This window comes from Cypionkella sinensis, from assembly GCF_042646385.1.
GTDB classification, from domain to species: Bacteria; Pseudomonadota; Alphaproteobacteria; order Rhodobacterales; family Rhodobacteraceae; genus Cypionkella; species Cypionkella sinensis.
This window is the reverse complement of sequence record NZ_JBHRTO010000001.1, coordinates 2910427-2927742: the sequence shown is the minus strand read 5'-3', so window position 1 is coordinate 2927742 and position 17316 is coordinate 2910427. Positions and strand designations below refer to the sequence as shown.

Genomic DNA, 17316 nt, shown 5'->3' with positions numbered 1-17316 from the left:
GCTTGGCAAATCCCGGAGGGTGCTACACCCTCCGGTCCTCCACCAGCACCCTATCCTTAGGCCTTTAGCAAGTCTTTCAACGTATAGACCAAGCGCAGCGCCTCGATCGGCGTCAGCTCGTCCGGCAGCACATCTTTCAGCGCGGCCACTACCTTTGAGTCCTTCGCGACCGCTTTAGGCGCGGGTGCAGGCATCGCCCGGAACAGCGGCAGATCGTCGATCAGCGCCTTTTGCCGCGATCCCCCCTCGCGCTCGCCCGATTCCAACGCCTCCAGCACCACCTTCGCGCGCTCGATCACCGTGGCAGGCAGACCCGCCAGCCGCGCCACCTGCACGCCATAAGAGCGGTCCGCAGCACCTTTCTTGACCTCGTGCAGGAAAATCACCTCGCCGTCCCATTCCTTTACGGTGACAGTGGCGTTCTCGACCCCTTCCAGTTTGGCGGAAAGGGCCGTCATTTCATGGTAATGCGTGGCGAACAGCGCCCTGCAACGGTTGGTCTCGTGCAGATGCTCCATCGTCGCCCAGGCAATCGACAATCCGTCATAGGTCGCGGTACCGCGGCCAATCTCATCCAGAATAACCAAGGCCCGGTCATCGGCCTGATTGAGGATCGCCGCCGTCTCCACCATCTCGACCATGAAAGTCGACCGCCCGCGCGCCAGATCGTCCGAAGCACCAACCCGGCTGAACAACTGGCTGACCAACCCGATATGCGCCGAAGCCGCAGGCACGAAGCTGCCCGCCTGCGCCAGCAGGGCAATCAGGGCGTTTTGCCGCAGAAACGTCGATTTACCCGCCATGTTCGGCCCGGTCAAAAGCCAGATCGCGGGTGTCGTCTGTTCGGTCAGCGCGCAGTCATTGGCGACAAACGCGCCACCGCCCTGCTTTTTCAGCGCACGCTCTACCACCGGATGCCGCCCGCCAGTCACCATGAAGGCGCGGCTGTCATCGACGCGCGGCTCTACCCAGTTTTCCGCAGCAGCTAGATCGGCAAAAGCCCCGCTCAGGTCGATCTCGGCAAGCCCGCGCGCCGCTGCCCCAATCGGACCGGATTGTTCCAGAATTGCGGCGCGAAGCGCCTCATAGTGACGTTTTTCGATCTCCAAAGCGCGGTTGCCCGCATTCAGGATCTTGGTCTCAATCTCGTTCAGTGGCAGCGTGGTAAAGCGCACCTGATTGGCGGTGGTCTGGCGGTGAATGAAGGTCTCCGACAGCGGTGCGGCAAACATCTTTTCGGCGTGCAGCGTGGTGGTTTCGATGAAATACCCCAACACATTGTTGTGCTTGATCTTCAGGCTTTGAACCCCGGACAGCGCGATATATTCCGCCTGCATCTGCGCAATCACGCCGCGCCCCTCGTCGCGCAGACGGCGGGTTTCGTCCAGATCGGTGTCGAAACCCGCAGCGATATAGCCGCCATCGCGCGCCAGCAGCGGCGGTTCCGCGATCAGCGCATCATCCAGCAGATCAATCAGCGCGCCATGCCCGACCAAAGTCTGGGCCGCATCTGCTAGCAACGGTGGCACCGCCTGCATCCGGGCGGCGATCCGCTCTGCCTGCTTCAAACCCGCCCGGATCGCTGCCAGATCGCGCGGCCCGCCCCGGTCCAAAGCCAGCCGCGATAGTGCGCGGTCCATATCCGGCACTCGGCGCAGATCGGCGCGTAAATCCTCGCGCAAACGGCTCTGTTCCAGCAGAAACCGCACCGCTTCCAGTCGGTGATGGATCACGCCCAGATCGCGTGACGGGCTGGACAAACGCCGCTCCAACAGCCGAGCCCCGGCCGCCGTCGCCGTGCGGTCCACGGCCGCCAGCAACGATCCGTCGCGCCCGCCTGACAGTGCCTGAGTGATTTCCAGATTGCGCCGTGTCGAGGCATCAATCTGCATTGCACCATTGGCACTTTCACGCAGGGGCGGGCGCAACAGCGGCAGTTTGCCACGCTGCGTGAGGTCAAGGTAATCAACCAGACCGCCCATCGCAGCCACTTCGGCGCGGCCAAAGTTGCCAAACGCCGCCAGCGAGCCGACATTCCACAGCTTGCACAGCCGTTGCTCGGCGCTAGTGGAATCAAAACTACCGCGCGACAGGGCGGTCAGTGCGGCCCCGGATTCGGTCACTAACAAAGCCAAATCGCGCTCACGCGCTTCCGACACCAGCACTTCACGCGGGGCCAGCCGCGCCAGCTCCGGCCCCAGACGCACCTCTGGGCAGGGCATCACCCGCAACTCGCCGGTCGAGATATCGACCCAAGCCAAGGCGCTGTCCTCGCGCACATCGGCGAAGGCGACCAGATAGTTGTGCCGCCGCGCTTCAAGCAGCGAATCCTCGGTCAAAGTCCCCGGCGTGACCAGCCGCACAACGTCGCGCTTCACTACCGATTTGCTGCCGCGTTTTTTCGCCTCGGCGGGGTCTTCCATCTGCTCGGCAATCGCCACGCGAAAGCCCTTGCGGATCAGCGTCAACAGATAGCCCTCGGCGGCATGATAGGGCACGCCGCACAAGGCAATCGGCTTCCCGTTGTGAAAGCCGCGCTGGGTCAGGGTGATGTCCAAAGCCTCCGCAGCCGCCACGGCATCGTCAAAGAACATCTCGTAGAAATCGCCCAAGCGATAGAACAGCAAGGCGCCGGGGTTTTGTGCCTTGATCTCAAGATACTGCGCCATCATCGGCGTTACGCTGTCGTCGCTCACATTCATCCCCCTGATCGCCCGTTACCCTACAAAACCGTCAGGGCATCAGCAACACGGGCCTGCAAGGCAGGCACCGCCAAAGGGTGCGTAAGATAGTCCGCAACAGCCATCATCTGCCAATACTGGCCTTCGTCGCCAAAGCAGATCGCGTTGATTTCGGCAGGGGTGATGCGCCCTGCGAAAAACAACGAGGCGCGGGCGCTGTCCATCATGCTGGGCCAGACCCGACGAAACACCAAACGGTCGGGCGGCAGGATCAGCCCGAACTCCTCATGCAACTCGCGCAGCAGGCAGTCTTCCGGCGTCTCGGCCCCCTCGCGACCGCCGCCGGGCAGATCCCAATGGCCGGGCCATGGCAGGCCCGGTTTGTCGTCGCGCAGATAGGTCAGCAAGGTGTCACCACAGAGCAGCGCCGCCTTGCAGCCGACAAAATCCATCACCGCGCGTCAGTTGTCATTGATGTCTTTGTCCCACAGCTTGACCTGCCCGGTTTTCACCCCAACCGTGGCACGCAGCGCGATCCATGAGGCCAGCGACAGCAGCGCAAAGACCAGCAGCGTCAGCGGAAGGCTGACCGACAGACCGATGCCCAAAAGCACACCGGTCAGCACCGCGCCCGCCGCAAAGCCCAAGAAAATAAAGCCGGGCAACAGCACCTCGGCCACGCCCAAGGCAAAGCCGCCCGCGATCCAGACCCACCACACATCCCACATTCAGCTACGCCCTTTCAACATCTTGAACGCATCCCCAAAGGCGTCCAAAGCCTGCGCTGGCACGATGATCATCTGCTTGCCAGATCCCTGACCCACCGTCGTCAGCGCTTCGACCTGCTTCAGCGCCACCTGATACTGCGCCGCCTCGATACCGTTTTCCTTGATCGCTTCGGCGATGGTGCTGGTGGCATAGGCCTCGGCATCGGCAAGCACGCGGCGGGCCTTGGATTCCTGCTCGGCGGCGTAAAGCTCGGCATCGGCGTTCAGCTCGACGGCGCGCTTCTTGCCCTCGGCTTCCGTCACCTGCGCGCGGCGCGCGCGTTCAGCGTTCAACTGCTGCATCATGGCGTGGCGGGTGGCCTCATCCAGCGACACATCCAGAATCTCGGCCCGCGTCACCTCGATGCCCCAATCTTCCACCATCGCGCGCACATGTTCGCGGATGTTTGCGGTCAATTCGTTGCGGTTGGATTGCACCTGATCCAACTCCATCTTGCCGATCTCCGACCGGACGATCCCGGCGACCGTGGTGGCAATGGCGCTGTCGACATCTTTGATGCGATACACGGTCTTTTCCGGCGCGATCACCCGGTAAAACACGCTCGTCTCCACCTTGACCAACACGTTATCGGTGGTGATGGCGTCCTGATGCGCGGTCGGCAACTGGCGCTCCAGAATGGAAACCTTATGCGCGACACGGTCCAGAAACGGCACAGTAAAGTTGATCCCCGGCCCAAGCACCGAGCGCAAACGGCCCAGGCGTTCGACGACATATTTCTCGGATTGCGGCACGATGCGGATAGCCTTGAACAGGGCCACGATGATGAACAGCGCGATGGCGGCAAAAACTGCACCACTGCCGATGAATTGGTTCGGATCCATAAAAAATCTCCTGTCTCAAATCAAATGGGGGTAAGGCCCCCTGTTACAAGGTGCCTGTTTTCCGGGTATTTCGCAACCGCACGGGTTGGTATACGGCGGGATACCTTTCGGTTTGACCTTGGCTTGTGTTATCGCTCACATAGGTATCAGCCAGAGCGCCATCCGCAAAACAGCGTTAGAGGACCGAAACCATGACTCAATCGCAAATCGGCCTGATCGGCCTTGGCACCATGGGGGCCATGCTGGCCCTGAACATCGCCGAGAAGGGCTTTCCAATCGCCGTGTGGAATCGCACGGTTTCTGTGACGCATGGCTTTAAGGCCGAGGCTGGTGCATTGGCCGACAAGGTGACGCCGTGTGAGACGTTGGCCGATCTGGTCGCCGCGATCAAACCGCCGCGCGCGATCATTCTGATGGTGCCGGCAGGGCAGGCGGTGGATGATATGATCACCGATTTGCGTCCGTTGATGGCGGCGGATGATCTGATCATTGATGCTGGTAATGCGCTGTTTCATGACACCGACCGCCGCGCGGCGGAGGCAGCCGAAAAGGGTCCGCACTTCCTTGGCATTGGGGTGTCGGGTGGCGAGGAAGGCGCGCGGCATGGTCCGGCGATCATGGGCGGCGGCTTGCGTGCCGATTGGGATCGCGTCGCCCCGATCCTGAATGCCATTGCCGCAAAGTATAAGGGCGAGCCTTGCGCCGCCTATATGGGGCCAGCCGGGGCGGGGCATTTCGTCAAAGCGGTGCATAACGGCATCGAATACGCCGATATGCAAATGATTGCCGAGGTTTACGGCGTGATGCGCGACGGTCTGGGCATGCAGGCTGCCGAGATTGCCGATGTGTTCAAGGCTTGGAACCAAGGCCCGCTGCAATCCTATCTGATTGAAATTTCCGGCGAAGTTTCCGCTGCCACCGATACCCACACCGGCAAACCAATGCTGGATATGATCCTTGATCGCGCGGGCCAGAAGGGCACCGGCCGCTGGACGGTGATCGAAGCGCAGCATTTGGCCGCCACCATCCCCGCGATTGAGGCCGCCGTGATGGCGCGCAATCTGTCGTCGCGGCTGGAGGACCGTCTGGCGGGCGAGGCGGTGTTTGGCACGGCCCCGCAGGCCGGGGCCAATGTGACACTGGCGCAGTTGGAGCAGGCGATGATCGCCGGAAAGATCCTGTGCTATGCGCAGGGCTTCGCGCTGATCTCGGCGGCGTCCAACGCGTTTGATTGGCCGATGCCGCTGCCCGAAATCGCGCGGGTCTGGCGTGAGGGCTGCATCATCCGCTCCTCGATGCTGAACGACATGGCGACGGCACTGACCGAAGATGCCACGCGCAATCTGATGCTGGCGCCATTCTTTGCCGATCATCTGAAAGCCAGCCACGGCGCGTTGCGTCAAGTGATCGCGGCGGGCGCGCTGAGTGGTCTGCCGCTGCCTGCGTTGGCCTCAGGGCTTGCGTGGTTTGACATGATGCGCACCGGGCGCTCGACCGCCAACATGATCCAGGCACAGCGCGATTTCTTCGGCGCGCATGGCTTTGAACGGGTGGATGGCATCGATGACAAGCATGGCCCTTGGGCTGGACACGGCATCTAAACGCCGCGCAGGCGATCCGTGAAAGCGGCAAGGCGCTGGGCGTTTTGCCGCGTGATCGCAATGGCTTCGGCGGGTGTCACGGCTTGAAACATCACCGCATCGCGCGGGCGGCATTGCACGAAAGCCTCCAGATCGCAGCCCAGCACTGTGGCGATTTTCGGATAGCCGCCAGTGGTCTGGTGGTCTGACAGCAGCACCGTCGCCACCCCATCGCCCGACACCTGCACCGCGCCGCGCAGGATCGGCTCGGACGGGATAGACAGCGCGTTTTCGGGGGCGATCATGGGGCCAGCCAGCCGCATCCCCATGCGGTCAAAGGCGGTGGTGGTTTCAAACCGGGATTCGGTGAAGCGGGCCAGAGTTTCGGTGCTGAAAAACCGATCCTGTGGGCCAAGGGTGCAGCGCAGCAGATGGCGTGGCCGGGCCCAGACCGGGCAGGCGATTGGGCCTTCGCGTTGTGGCAGCAGCTTTGGCGCGGCGATGGTCAGGCGCTGGCCACTGGTCAGCCTGCCACCGCCAAACCCGGATGATCCATGCGTGGCGCGGCTGCCCAGCCAGCTTTCGGCGCGCAGATCACCCGCGATGGCAAGGTAGCACCAACTGCCCCAAGGGCCGGGGCGCAGGGTCAGGCTTTCGCCCGGATGCAGCGTCAGCACGCACCAGCTTCCCAACCTGCGCCCACCGATTTCTGCGATGAACCCACCGCCCGCAATCGCCACAGTCACCGCAGCACCCGCGCAATGCAGCGTCAGCCCGCCCAGTGAAACCTCGATCCCCGGATGCCCCGGCGGATTGCCCAGCGCCGCATTGGCCAGCGCAAAGCTGGTGCGGTCCATCGGGCCAGAGGCGGGCACGCCATAGCGCATCAGACCGGGGCGGCCTGCGTCCTGAATACTGACATGCGGTCCGGCGAAGCTGATGGTCACGGTCGCATCGCTCATCGTGCGGCCTCGTATTCCGCGCGGCTGATGCGACGGAACCTCACCATGTCGCCGATGTCGAACAGGAACGGGCGGGCGGGGTCGCGGGTCAGGATCGGAGTGGGTGATCTGCCGATGATCCACCAGCCGGTTGGCATTTTCAGCGTGGTGACAAGGCATTGCCCGCCCGCGATGATGACCGATCCAGCGGGCACATCGCGCACCGGGGCAGGCTTGCGGTCTAGTCTGATCGGCGTGGGCACGCCGGACAGATAGGCGTAACCGGGCGCGAAGCCATACATCGCGACAGCGTAATCGCCCGACAGGTGTGCTGCGATCACCGCCTCGGGCGCAAGCCCGGTCGCCTGCGCCACCGCAGCCAGATCGGGGGCGTCATCATAGCAAACCAACACCTCGCGCAGCGCTGGCACCGCGCGGGCGGCGGTCTTATGCGACAACAGGTTGCGCAGATGGGCGGTGACGCTGGCGTGATCGGTGATCAGTGGATCGAACTCCACCAGCAGATTGACAAAGGCCGGAACCGCCTCGCGCAGGCCGGGGCAGGGAGTGGTGGCCAGCGCCTGATCCAGCCGCAACACCGCCGCATGGGCCGCGTCGTTCAGTGCTGTGCCGAACTCGACCAGCACCGCGCGCTCGGCGATGGGGCGAAAGATCGGCGCTGTGGGGCTGGGCTGCATGCGCTAGAGAAATGCGGCGATGGTGACGCCCGCCGCTGTCAGACGGCTGCGGATTTCGCGCGCCATCGCCACCGCGCCGGGGCTGTCGCCATGCACGCAGATCGACTGCGCCGCCAGCGGGATCGGATCACCCCCCACAACCGGCATCAGCCCGGTATCAAAGAAGGCCAGCAGCCGCGTCACCGCAGCCTGCGCGTCATGGATCATCGCCCCAGGTTGGCTGCGCGGCACCAGACGGCCCGCAGGCGTATAGCCGCGGTCGGCGAAGATTTCCGAGAACACCGCGATACCCGCTGCGCGCGCTGCATCCTCCAGTGCTGTGCCCGAAATCGCCAGCAGCGCCAGATCCGGTGAGACCACCTTCACCGCCTGCGCAATCGCATCCGCCACCGAGCGGTCATCCGCCGCCAGATTGGCCAGCGCGCCATGCGGTTTGACATAGGCCACGCGCGCGCCTGCCAGTGCTGCCACGCCCTGCAAGCTGCCGATCTGCGCCGCCACCATCCGCCCCACCTCGGCCGGGGCCATCGGGATCACCCGGCGACCAAAGCCCAAGGGATCACTATACCCCGGATGCGCACCGATGCTGACGCCATTTTGCGCCGCGAGCCGCAGGGTCTGAAACATCGTTTCAGGATCGCTGGCATGGCCACCGCAAGCGATGTTGGCGCTGCTGACCAGCCCCAACATTGCTGCATCATCGCCCATGACCCACGGGCCGTAGCCTTCACCCAGATCAGAATTCAGGTCGATGCGCATCGCTTTGCTTTCATTGCCGCCATTTGGGCAGCATAGCCGTGAAAGCAGGGCGGTTCCAAGCCGGGTTAGAACGCGATGCTGTAGCGCATCTTGGCGCGGCCTTCATCCAACGCCCGCAGCGCGTCCGAAGCGTCTTGCAGGCGGATGACTTCAACCGCACTTTCCAGCGGGTTAGCCCGATGCAAGGCCATCAACTCCGCCATCTGCGCCCGCGTGCCCACACTGGTGCCGGTCAGCGTGATGCCCGTCCAAGTCAGCCATTCCTGACTAAGCGGTACGGGCTCTGCTACCATCGCCGCCGCGATGATCCGCCCCAAGGGGCGCGTCGCTGCCTGCATCGCGGGCCAGGTGCGCGGGGTGGGGGCAAAGTTGATCGTGGCATGCGCGCGCAAGCTGCTTGGCCATGTTTCGGGCAGGGTCGCGGTGGCAAGCTCGACCGCATCCGCCCCCATTTGCCGCGCCAGTTCCAGCTTGGCGGGGTCGGTATCAACCGCCACCACCGTCGCCCCCCGCCGCGCCGCCAGTTGCACGGCGAACAGGCCCAGACCGCCGCAGCCAAAGATCGCGCAAGTCTCGCCATGCACGACCTTGGCCCGCTCTATCGCGCCATAGGCCGTCAGGCCCGCGCACATCAGCGGTGCCAGCGCAGGGCCATCGCCTGCCGGAACCTTCACCGCAAACGCTGCCTTCGCCACCACATATTCCGCGAAAGTCCCCGGCACGTTGAAGCCATGCGCGCGCTGGGCGACGCAAAAGCTTTCCTCGCCCGCCAGACAGACATCGCAAACCCCGCAGGTGTCATGCAGCCAAGCCGCCCCGGCACGCTCGCCAATCGCCCAGCCGTCAACGCCCGCGCCGATGGCGGCAACCTCGCCCACGCCTTCATGCCCCAGAACGAACGGATCAGGCGCAACCGGGGCCTGCGTATCGCCCTTCCAGATATGCACATCGGAATGGCAGACGCCGCTGGCTTCCAGCCGGATCAGGATTTCCCCCGGTCCGGGCACCGGTACGGCCACATCGACCAGCCGCAAAGGCTGGCCAAAGCCGTTCATCACCGCCGCTCGCATCAGCGCCATGTTAGAGGCCCAGCGCGGCCTTTACCGCAGGCAAGGCGGGCTGGCCGTCAAAGGTGGTCACATCCTTCAACCAAGCCTCGAGCATGGCCGGGTTTTTCGCCATCATCGCGGTGGCTGCGGCGGGAAACTCCATGCCCTCTCCCATGATCATCTGCATTCCGGTGTTTTCATAGTCGATGTTGAACGCCAGTTGGCTGAAGAACTTCGACACATTCGGGCAGGTCTGCGCATAGCCCTTGCGCGCAATGGTGTAGACGGAAGCGCCGCCGTAATTCGGGCCGAACTCGGCATCGCCATCGGCGAGATAGTCGATCTGATAGACCACGTTCATCGGATGCGGCTGCCAGCCGAGAAACGCAATCCAATCCTTGCGCGCGACCGAGCGTTCCACCTCGGCCAGCATCCCGGCCTCAGAGCTTTCCACGATGGTCCAATCGCCGAGACCATGCGCGTTGGCCGCGACCATATCCAAGAGTGGCTGGTTCGATCCCGGTTCGATCGCGTAAATCTTCTTGTCGAACTTGTCGGCATGCGCCGCCAGATCGTTGAAACTATGTACCCCGGCATCGGCGACATATTTCGGCACGGCGAGGGTATATTTCGCGCCTTCAAGGTTCATGCCCAGCCGCTCGACCGAGCCGTCGTCGAAGAACTTGGCGTATTGCACATCCTGAAATGGCCGCCAGTTGCCCTGAAACACGTCAATATCGCCGCGCTGCATCGACACGAAGGTCACATCAAGGCTCAGCAGGTTCTGCGTCACCTGATAGCCCAGCGCGTTCAGGATGGTTTCGGCGGTGGCATTGGTCAGGCCGATATCGGTCCAGCCCAGATCTGACATCCGCACCGCTTTACAGGCCTCGGGCTCGCCCGCTTGCGCCGCCCCCGCTGCCATTGCCGTGATCAACAAGCCTGCCAGAACCTTGCGCATGATTTCCCCCTGATTGCTGCCCCAAACCTGCGCGCAGCGAATTTATACGTCAATATAAATTTTTGTATGTGCGTTCAGTTTTTCGATCTGCTATCAGAAATCATGACCAAAATCGCTTTTCGCACCCGTATCGAAGACCTCCGCCGCCGCGAATTGATCGAGGCTGCGCATCGCGTGTTCATGCAGCACGGGCTGGGCGGCATGACCACCAAGCGGATTTGCGACGAGGCGGGCATGTCGCCGGGCATCCTGTCTTATTACTTCAAGGGCAAGGAAGATGTGCTGTTTGCCATGGTGCGGCTGAACAATCGTTTGCTGATGGAGGCCGTGGCGACAGGCCTTGCTCAAGCGACAACACGCTGGGGCCGGCTAGAGGCGATCATAGCCGGCAACTTCCCCGAGGGCCTGTTCGAGCCGAACATCGCCAACGCTTGGCTTTCGGTCTGCGCGGCCTCTGCCACCAATCAGCGCTATGCCCGCCTGCAACGGATCTTTTACGCGCGGCTGCAATCCAACCTTGCCTCGGTGTTCCGCGATGTGTTGCCGGATGCGCGCTTCAAGCAGATCGCGCTGGCGTTGGGCACGATGATTGACGGGCTTTGGCTGCGCCGCGCCACCGGAGAGCCGCTGACCCCGCAAGACGGTGCCGTGCTGGTGCTGGGCGTGGCCGTCGCGCTGCTGACCGAGGCCGAGCGCGCACAGCTTGCCGCCTAAAGCGGCAGCGGCTTGGCACCGGCCCTTGCCAGCAGATGGTTCGACTGGCCGATGATGGTGACTTTCAGGCCATGCCGCGCGAATCTGTCGCGCACCTTTTCGACCGCATCCATAGCGGTGATGTCCCAAAGGTTTGCACGGCTGAGATCAATGCTGACCGGGCCGTCATGCTCCAGCGGGTCAAACGCGTCGATGAACGCCCCGGCCGAGGCGAAGAACACCTGCCCCTCGACCGTGTAAGTGTCACCGTCGCGCGTCACATGCTGCATCCGCGCGACCTTAGCGGCAAAGAACACGCCGCTCATCAACACGCCCACCAGCACCCCCAGTGAAAGGTTGTGGCTGACAATCGTCACCGCTACCGTCGCCAGCATCACAAGGTTCGACATGCCCGGTGTCTGTCGCAACCGCCGCAGCGATGCCCAATCCAGCGTGTCAATCGACACCATGATCATGATCGCCACCAGCGCCGCCACCGGAACCTGCGACACCAAACCTTTCAGCGACACCATCAGCAATAGCAAAATCCCGCCCGCCGCCATGGTCGACAGCCGCCCGCGCCCGCCATATTTCACATTCGACACGGTTTGCCCGATCATCCCGCAACCCGCGATCCCGCCAAAAAGGCTGGCCGCGACATTCGCCAGCCCCAGCCCGCGCGCCTCGGCGTCTTTGTTCGAGGGCGTGCCGGTCTGATCATCTACCACTCCCGCCGTCATCAGGGATTCCAGCAGGCCCACCATGGCGATGGCCAAGGCAGGCAGGAAGATCACGCGCAGCAGATCAAGGTCAAACGGCACTTCGGGCAGCGCGAACGTCGGCAGGCCATCGGGCAGCGTGCCCAGATCGGCTACCGTCGGCACGTCGATGCCAAAGCCTACGCAAACTGCTGTCAGCACCACCACGCAAATCAACGGTGCCGGGATCGCGGTGGTCAGCCGGGGCATCAGGTAAATAATCGCCAACCCCGCCGCGATCACGCCATAGCCCATCACGCCCGCGTCCAGGATATGCGGCAGTTGCGCCGCAAAGATCAGCACCGCCAGCGCGTTGACAAACCCTGTCCGGACCGAGTTCGATACATAGCGCATCAGCGAGCTGAGCCGCGCAAAGCCGAACAGGATCTGAAACGCCCCGCCCAGCAGCCCCGCCGCAAACAGATACTGCACGCCATGCGCCTGCACCAAGGGGGCAACCACCAGCGCGACAGACCCCGCAGCGGCAGAAATCATCGCCGGTCGCCCACCGAAAAACGCGATGACAATGCTGATCACGAAAGACGCATACAACCCCACCGCCGGGTCAACCCCGGCGGTAAACGAAAACGCGATGACCTCGGGGATCAGCGCAAAGGTGGCGACTGCGCCTGCCAGCAGTTCGCGGACAGGATTCTGCTGCCACTGGCGCAGGTAGTGTTGGTAAATGTTCATGAATGTAACGACGCGCTGTGATGCGTGATCCGGCGGATAGGCGGCCGGAATAGCCACCCGGATTTACACCGGGTCCAAGTGAGTGCGTCCCTGTTAAGGCCTGCGCGATAGAAAGCCAACCTTCTATCTGCCAAGCGGTGACACTATCCCGGCAAGCCTAAGCGGAAATGCCCGCAGCGGTTTGCCCTTTGCCACAAATCCACTAAGCTGGCGGCAAAACAAAAGGCAGGAGGTTTTCATGCAGATGTCCCGGCGCAATTTCTCACTCGGTCTCACGGCGCTTGGGCTATCGGCTTGCGTTGGTGGCGGCTCTGCGCCGCGCGCCTCGGCCCCCGCTGCTATGCCGATGGTGCCAGACGCGGGCTTTGACGCCTGGGTGCAAGCCTTCCGCCCGCGCGCCTTGGCCAAGGGTATCTCTGCCAACACATTCGACACCGCCTTCCGCGCTTCGGGCTTCATCCCCGGCGTGATCGAAAAAGACCGCAATCAGACCGAGTTCACCCGCACGACCGAAGATTACCTCGCCATCGCTGCCAGCGATGAACGGCTGACCTTGGGCCGTCAGATGCTGGCGCAATACATGCCGACCTTGCGCGCGATTGAGGCCCGTTATGGGGTAGAGCCGCATGTCGTCGCGGCCTTCTGGGGCTTGGAAAGCTTTTTCGGCACAAGGCGCGGCAACGTGCCGACCATATCGGCGCTGGCGACCTTGGCCTATGAAGGCCGACGCGCTGCGTTCTTTGAACAGCAACTGATCGCCGCGCTGAAGATCCTGCAAAACGGCGACACCACCGCGCAGAATATGCAGGGCAGTTGGGCGGGCGCGATGGGTCACACCCAGTTTATCCCCACCAGCTATCAGGCCTTCGCGGTCGATTTCAACGGCGATGGCCGCCGCGATATCTGGAGCGATGATCCCACGGATGCGCTGGCCTCCACCGCCGCCTATGTATCGAAAAACGGCTGGACGCATGGTCAGCCTTGGGGGCAGGAAGTTACTTTGCCGAGCGGTTTCAACACCGGTCTTGCCGGGCGCGGCAAGGGGCGGTCGGATTGGGCAGACCTTGGCGTGCGGGCGGTGAATGGCAGTTTGGGCGGTCATGGCGCGGCATCGCTGCTGCTGCCCGGTGGATCGAGCGGGCCTGCATTCCTGCTGTATCAGAACTTCAACGTGATCCTGCGCTATAACAACGCCGAGAATTACGCGCTGGGCGTCGGCTATCTGTCAGATCGCCTGAACGGCGCTGGCCCGCTGCGCGCGGCCTTTGGCCCGGATGCGCAGGGCATGACCTTGGCGGATCGGCAAGCCTTGCAACGCAAACTGACGGCGGCGGGCTATGACACCCAAGGCTCGGATGGTGTGATCGGCGCGAAAACCATCGCCGCGATCAGCGATTTTCAGCGCGCGCGTGGGTTGCCCGTGACGGGCCAGCCCAGCATGGAATTGCTGCGGATGCTGTGACGGCGTTAACGATTCCTTCACCACTGTCATGGCAGCCTGCGTGCCATGAGCAAACCCCGCGCCTTTCACGAAGCCGCCCTGCCGCTGTTCGCAGCCGAGGATGAGGCTGTGGGTGATGCCCTGCCCGCGAAACTGCCCTCCTACATCGCCGACCACCGCAAACGCCTGCGCACCCGGTTCATGGAGGGCGGGGCGACAGCGATTCCCGATTATGAACTGCTGGAACTGCTGCTGTTCCGCGCCATCCCCCGGCAGGATGTGAAACCCTTGGCGCGCGAGTTGCTGGATACCTTCGGCGATTTCAACCGTGTGGTGACGGCGGTGCCTGCCCGCCTGATGATGGTGAAAGGCGTCGGCGAAGCCGTTGTGCAAGAGTTGAAGATTGTCGAGGCTGCCGCCCAACGCATGATGCGCGCGCGCGTGATGAACCGACCGCTGCTGTCGTCCTGGGATGCGCTGCTGGATTACTGCCACACCGCTATGGCGCACCGCGAAACCGAACAATTCCGCATCCTGTTTCTGGATCGCAAGAACGTGCTGATCGCCGATGAAGAACAGGCCAAGGGAACGGTCGATCACGTGCCGGTTTACCCGCGTGAGGTGGTCAAGCGTGGGCTAGAACTGAACGCCTCGGCGCTGATCCTTGTGCATAATCACCCCTCGGGCGACCCCACGCCGTCACAAGCCGACATCAGCATGACCCTGCAAGTGCAAGAGGCCGCACAGGTGCTGGGCATCACCCTGCACGATCACCTGATCATCGGCAAAAGCCGCGAGCTCAGTTTTCGCTCGGCGGGGTATCTGTAGGGGTGAACGATGGTTTCAGCCAAACCTCGACCCGCCTATTTAACCGACGCCCCGCTGCGGTTTCGTCGCAGGCCATCGGCAGCGCTTCGCCAAAGGCTTCCACGTGGGGTAGCGTGGCATCGGGGGCTGTGACGTGTTGCTTCAACGCCGCCAGAATACTGTCCGCACGATCCTGCGACAGCGCCAGATTGGCATTCGCCGCGCCCGATCCATCGGAAAACCCGGCCAAAATCAGCGCCTTGTTGCGAAACACCCCGGCGTCGATCAAGCGGGCGAGATCGGTAAGGTTGTCTTGGCTTGCCGCGTCCAGCTTGCTGGTGCCATCGTCAAACCGGAATGTCAGCGACAGCCTATCCGCGCCCTCCATCAGCCCGGTCAGCCGTTTCAGGTCGGCTAGGGTCGTCTCTTCGCCCGCGCCCTGAATCGCGTTGATCAAGCGCAAGCCGTCCGCCGTCATCGGCTGACTTTCCTGGCCACGGTCGATATAGCCGCCTTTGGCAATCGCCACCTGAGCCGCCGGAAGTGCGAGAAAATCCAGAAACTCGCGCACCATCAGCGGCAAACGGCGGCGCGGGGTCAGCAGGAACACCGGCAGCGTCAGCGGATAATCCCCGGCCTTTACCGCCAAGCCACTGGGCAGCAACGGAAAACCGCAGCTATCCGACAGTGGCAGCACCCGCGCCGCGCCAACCGAGGCCCGCCCGGTCAGCGCAATCGCCCAAGGGTCGCGCGCCACCGCATCGGCCAACTCTCGCAAATCGGCATGGGTCACGCTGGCCGCCGGATCACGCCCCAACCGCGCCGACAGGACCTGTTGCAGATCGCTGTCGGGCGCCAGACCGTGCAGCACCAAGGGCATATCCGGCCCGCCCACCTCGGACCAGTTCTTCACATCCCCCGCCAGAACCTTGGCCAGATCAATCGTCGAAATCCCCGGCAGCGGATTGTCGGGCGCCACAATTGGCACCAAAGCATCCAGCGCCATCGCCTTGCTGCCCAGATCAGGCTCGACCGCCGAGGCGACCATCAGCTCCGCCCGTCCGGCCTTCACCGCCGCGCGGGCCTGATCATGCGGCAGGGGCCGAAACGAAATCTCGGCCAGAACCTTTTGCGTTACGGGGTCTGTCAGGATCGCGGGCGCATCGGCATTGACAGGGGCGCTGTAAACCAGCCCGCGCGCCTGCGCAAAGGCTACGATCAGCGGCGGCAACAGCGCCGCCCCGGCGTCCGCCTCGCCCACCAGCCGGATCACGGCTTTCGGCGCCGTCAGATCGGGGCAAGCGGGGCCATCGCAAATCACGCCCGAGGCATCCAGCGTCAGCGGACCATAGGCGCTGTCGATGCGGAAAAACTCGCCGTCATAGCCCTGCAACGTGCCTGCGACGCTCAACGCGCCATCGCGTGAAGTCAGCGTCACGTCCTGCGCCATGGCGCTGCACGGCAAAAGCGCGGCGAAAACCGCCGCGCGCCAGTAACCCATCATAAACCGCCCCGCTATACCTCAGAGGTTTCCCTCCTAGTGTGCATCGGCGATAGTCATGTCCGGCACAAGATTCTTCAACACCAGATAATCGCCCACGGCATCACAATCCGGCATCGCAAGCGCGATATCACTCACATTGACCGCGCCTGCGGCGGTCTGCAGCGTCTGGCCCAGCACCTCTCGGCCACAGGTGGCTTCGGTGACTGCAGCTTCCAGCACGATCTCGGGATTGGCTTTGGCGTCTTTTGGAAAGGTGTAAACCTGCGCCAGCATCGGCAGATCGGTGGTGGCATCGCCCAGCAAGGTCAGGAACCCGCCTTTCGGGGGCACCCCCGCGATCGGCTGATGCGGAGTCGCCTGCGCCACATCCCCCGGCCCTCCGAAATCCGAACCATCCTCGAAGGCGTGCAGTTGGAAGGCATCATTCTGCTGCCACTGCACGGCAAAACGGCGCAATCCGGCCAGATCGGGCACCGCAATATCGGCGGCAACCGAGGTGGTGTCCTTGAACATCACCTCAACCTTGGCGCTCTGCTCCAGCGCGGGCAGATCGGTGAACAGCGCCCCGGTCAGCGTGGTTTTCGCGGTGACGGTCAACCCGGCATGTTTCAGCACCACACGCTCATCCGCGTGGCAGGGTGCCACCAGCGTGACTGCGATCATGGCATTATCCGTCGTCGACAGATCCAGCGAAACCGGGCAGGCCTCTGCCGCAGTCTGAACCGGCGCTTCGGGCTTGGGTGCCGGGGGAGCGGCAACCTCGGCCACGGCGGGCTTTTGTGGCATAACCGGGGCGGCCTCGATGGTCGGTTTCGGTGTTGTCGCAGGTTCGGTGACACTGGCGACAACCGGGGCTTTCGGCTTTGACGGCGGTGCTTGGGTTTCCGCAGGGGCGGCGAGTGTCACCATCGGCGCGGGCTTGCCGGTGGTATCTGTCGCGGCCACCCGTTCGATCGCCTTCGGCTTCTTCTCGATCTGGTTTTCTGCCGTGCGCGCAGCCGGGGCCTTGCCCGACATGCTTTGCACCAACTGTCCGGCCGCAAGGGCAATCGCGATTACGGCGACGCCACGGGCCACTCTGCGCTTCATATCCACCGCCATTGATTCCTCCAGCGAAATCGGTTTGCGCGGTTTTGCGCGT

16 protein-coding genes and 1 other annotated feature are annotated in these 17316 nt (G+C 63.2%); of the genes, 4 read left to right on the top strand and 12 right to left on the bottom strand.

The window, feature by feature from the left end:
• Positions 1 to 56: 56 nt before the first annotated feature.
• The 4 genes from mutS to ACFOGH_RS14455 are packed head-to-tail and all read right to left on the bottom strand — an operon-like array spanning position 57 to position 4291.
• The gene (gene mutS / locus ACFOGH_RS14470) at positions 57 to 2702 is read right to left on the bottom strand and encodes a DNA mismatch repair protein MutS (protein ID WP_380073784.1); all 2646 of its coding nucleotides are present in this window, start codon (positions 2700 to 2702) and stop codon (positions 57 to 59) included.
• Between the two features lie 20 nt (positions 2703 to 2722).
• Entirely contained in the window at positions 2723 to 3133 is a 411-nt protein-coding gene (locus ACFOGH_RS14465) for an NUDIX hydrolase (RefSeq protein WP_380074011.1), read from the bottom strand.
• A gap of 9 nt (positions 3134 to 3142) precedes the next feature.
• On the bottom strand, positions 3143 to 3409 hold the full coding sequence (locus ACFOGH_RS14460; protein WP_380073783.1) for an NfeD family protein: 267 nt from the start codon (positions 3407 to 3409) through the stop codon (positions 3143 to 3145).
• Positions 3410 to 4291 carry an SPFH domain-containing protein gene (locus ACFOGH_RS14455; protein WP_380073782.1) on the bottom strand — a complete coding sequence of 294 codons (882 nt, stop codon included), beginning with the start codon at positions 4289 to 4291 and terminating at the stop codon, positions 3410 to 3412. It abuts the gene before it with no gap.
• A gap of 191 nt (positions 4292 to 4482) precedes the next feature.
• On the opposite strand from ACFOGH_RS14455, the gene gndA reads away from it, so the two are divergent.
• Positions 4483 to 5892: an NADP-dependent phosphogluconate dehydrogenase gene (gene gndA, locus ACFOGH_RS14450; protein ID WP_380073781.1), complete on the top strand. Its 1410-nt coding sequence runs from the start codon at positions 4483 to 4485 to the stop codon at positions 5890 to 5892.
• On the opposite strand, the gene ACFOGH_RS14445 is transcribed toward gndA, so the two are convergent.
• The 5 genes from ACFOGH_RS14445 to choX form a co-directional block, all read right to left on the bottom strand.
• A complete protein-coding gene (locus tag ACFOGH_RS14445; RefSeq protein ID WP_380073780.1) occupies positions 5889 to 6833 on the bottom strand; it encodes a 5-oxoprolinase subunit C family protein in 945 nt (314 codons plus the stop codon). The two genes, gndA and ACFOGH_RS14445, sit on opposite strands and share 4 nt — an antisense overlap.
• Positions 6830 to 7510 carry a 5-oxoprolinase subunit B family protein gene (locus tag ACFOGH_RS14440; protein WP_380073779.1) on the bottom strand — a complete coding sequence of 227 codons (681 nt, stop codon included), beginning with the start codon at positions 7508 to 7510 and terminating at the stop codon, positions 6830 to 6832. The genes ACFOGH_RS14445 and ACFOGH_RS14440 overlap by 4 nt, the downstream gene beginning before the upstream one ends.
• A 3-nt stretch (positions 7511 to 7513) precedes the next feature.
• Positions 7514 to 8269: a LamB/YcsF family protein gene (locus ACFOGH_RS14435; protein WP_380073778.1), complete on the bottom strand. Its 756-nt coding sequence runs from the start codon at positions 8267 to 8269 to the stop codon at positions 7514 to 7516.
• A 65-nt stretch (positions 8270 to 8334) separates the two neighbouring features.
• Entirely contained in the window at positions 8335 to 9348 is a 1014-nt protein-coding gene (locus ACFOGH_RS14430; RefSeq protein WP_380073777.1) for an alcohol dehydrogenase catalytic domain-containing protein, read from the bottom strand.
• A gap of 1 nt (position 9349) precedes the next feature.
• Positions 9350 to 10279 (bottom strand): choline ABC transporter substrate-binding protein, encoded by a 930-nt coding sequence (gene choX / locus ACFOGH_RS14425; protein ID WP_380073776.1) that lies wholly within the window; start codon positions 10277 to 10279, stop codon positions 9350 to 9352.
• A 102-nt stretch (positions 10280 to 10381) separates the two neighbouring features.
• On the opposite strand from choX, the gene betI reads away from it, so the two are divergent.
• Positions 10382 to 10993, top strand: a complete 612-nt coding sequence (gene betI / locus ACFOGH_RS14420) for a transcriptional regulator BetI (RefSeq protein ID WP_380073775.1) — start codon at positions 10382 to 10384, stop codon at positions 10991 to 10993.
• On the opposite strand, the gene ACFOGH_RS14415 is transcribed toward betI, so the two are convergent.
• Positions 10990 to 12423 carry a SulP family inorganic anion transporter gene (locus ACFOGH_RS14415; RefSeq protein WP_380073774.1) on the bottom strand — a complete coding sequence of 478 codons (1434 nt, stop codon included), beginning with the start codon at positions 12421 to 12423 and terminating at the stop codon, positions 10990 to 10992. The genes betI and ACFOGH_RS14415 overlap by 4 nt on opposite strands.
• Before the next feature lie 23 nt (positions 12424 to 12446).
• Positions 12447 to 12502: a sequence feature (sul1 is cis-regulatory element that is thought to sense ions involved in sulfur or methionine metabolism; They are found in Alphaproteobacteria), on the bottom strand.
• A gap of 159 nt (positions 12503 to 12661) precedes the next feature.
• On the opposite strand from ACFOGH_RS14415, the gene ACFOGH_RS14410 reads away from it, so the two are divergent.
• Together ACFOGH_RS14410 and radC are read left to right on the top strand one after the other, a co-directional pair.
• Complete coding sequence (locus tag ACFOGH_RS14410; RefSeq protein ID WP_380073773.1) at positions 12662 to 13885, top strand: lytic murein transglycosylase; 1224 nt, start codon at positions 12662 to 12664, stop codon at positions 13883 to 13885.
• A 45-nt stretch (positions 13886 to 13930) separates the two neighbouring features.
• Complete coding sequence (radC, locus tag ACFOGH_RS14405; RefSeq protein WP_380073772.1) at positions 13931 to 14692, top strand: RadC family protein; 762 nt, start codon at positions 13931 to 13933, stop codon at positions 14690 to 14692.
• Here radC and ACFOGH_RS14400 read toward each other — a convergent pair.
• Both ACFOGH_RS14400 and ACFOGH_RS14395 read right to left on the bottom strand, forming a co-directional pair.
• Positions 14664 to 16175 carry a phosphate ABC transporter substrate-binding/OmpA family protein gene (locus tag ACFOGH_RS14400; RefSeq protein ID WP_380073771.1) on the bottom strand — a complete coding sequence of 504 codons (1512 nt, stop codon included), beginning with the start codon at positions 16173 to 16175 and terminating at the stop codon, positions 14664 to 14666. The genes radC and ACFOGH_RS14400 overlap by 29 nt on opposite strands.
• 33 nt (positions 16176 to 16208) lie before the next feature.
• On the bottom strand, positions 16209 to 17264 hold the full coding sequence (locus ACFOGH_RS14395) for a hypothetical protein (RefSeq protein ID WP_380073770.1): 1056 nt from the start codon (positions 17262 to 17264) through the stop codon (positions 16209 to 16211).
• Positions 17265 to 17316: the final 52 nt, after the last annotated feature.

Coding starts and splice junctions, on each gene's coding strand:
- ACFOGH_RS14460 (WP_380073783.1), bottom strand. CDS start 3,409: ATGTGGGATGTGTGGTGGGTCTGGATCGCGGGCGGCTTTGCCTTGGGC.
- ACFOGH_RS14395 (WP_380073770.1), bottom strand. CDS start 17,264: ATGAAGCGCAGAGTGGCCCGTGGCGTCGCCGTAATCGCGATTGCCCTT.
- ACFOGH_RS14415 (WP_380073774.1), bottom strand. CDS start 12,423: ATGAACATTTACCAACACTACCTGCGCCAGTGGCAGCAGAATCCTGTC.
- ACFOGH_RS14430 (WP_380073777.1), bottom strand. CDS start 9,348: ATGGCGCTGATGCGAGCGGCGGTGATGAACGGCTTTGGCCAGCCTTTG.
- mutS (WP_380073784.1), bottom strand. CDS start 2,702: ATGAATGTGAGCGACGACAGCGTAACGCCGATGATGGCGCAGTATCTT.
- ACFOGH_RS14440 (WP_380073779.1), bottom strand. CDS start 7,510: ATGCAGCCCAGCCCCACAGCGCCGATCTTTCGCCCCATCGCCGAGCGC.
- ACFOGH_RS14455 (WP_380073782.1), bottom strand. CDS start 4,291: ATGGATCCGAACCAATTCATCGGCAGTGGTGCAGTTTTTGCCGCCATC.
- ACFOGH_RS14465 (WP_380074011.1), bottom strand. CDS start 3,133: ATGGATTTTGTCGGCTGCAAGGCGGCGCTGCTCTGTGGTGACACCTTG.
- gndA (WP_380073781.1), top strand. CDS start 4,483: ATGACTCAATCGCAAATCGGCCTGATCGGCCTTGGCACCATGGGGGCC.
- betI (WP_380073775.1), top strand. CDS start 10,382: ATGACCAAAATCGCTTTTCGCACCCGTATCGAAGACCTCCGCCGCCGC.
- radC (WP_380073772.1), top strand. CDS start 13,931: ATGAGCAAACCCCGCGCCTTTCACGAAGCCGCCCTGCCGCTGTTCGCA.
- ACFOGH_RS14400 (WP_380073771.1), bottom strand. CDS start 16,175: ATGATGGGTTACTGGCGCGCGGCGGTTTTCGCCGCGCTTTTGCCGTGC.
- ACFOGH_RS14445 (WP_380073780.1), bottom strand. CDS start 6,833: ATGAGCGATGCGACCGTGACCATCAGCTTCGCCGGACCGCATGTCAGT.
- choX (WP_380073776.1), bottom strand. CDS start 10,279: ATGCGCAAGGTTCTGGCAGGCTTGTTGATCACGGCAATGGCAGCGGGG.
- ACFOGH_RS14435 (WP_380073778.1), bottom strand. CDS start 8,269: ATGCGCATCGACCTGAATTCTGATCTGGGTGAAGGCTACGGCCCGTGG.
- ACFOGH_RS14410 (WP_380073773.1), top strand. CDS start 12,662: ATGCAGATGTCCCGGCGCAATTTCTCACTCGGTCTCACGGCGCTTGGG.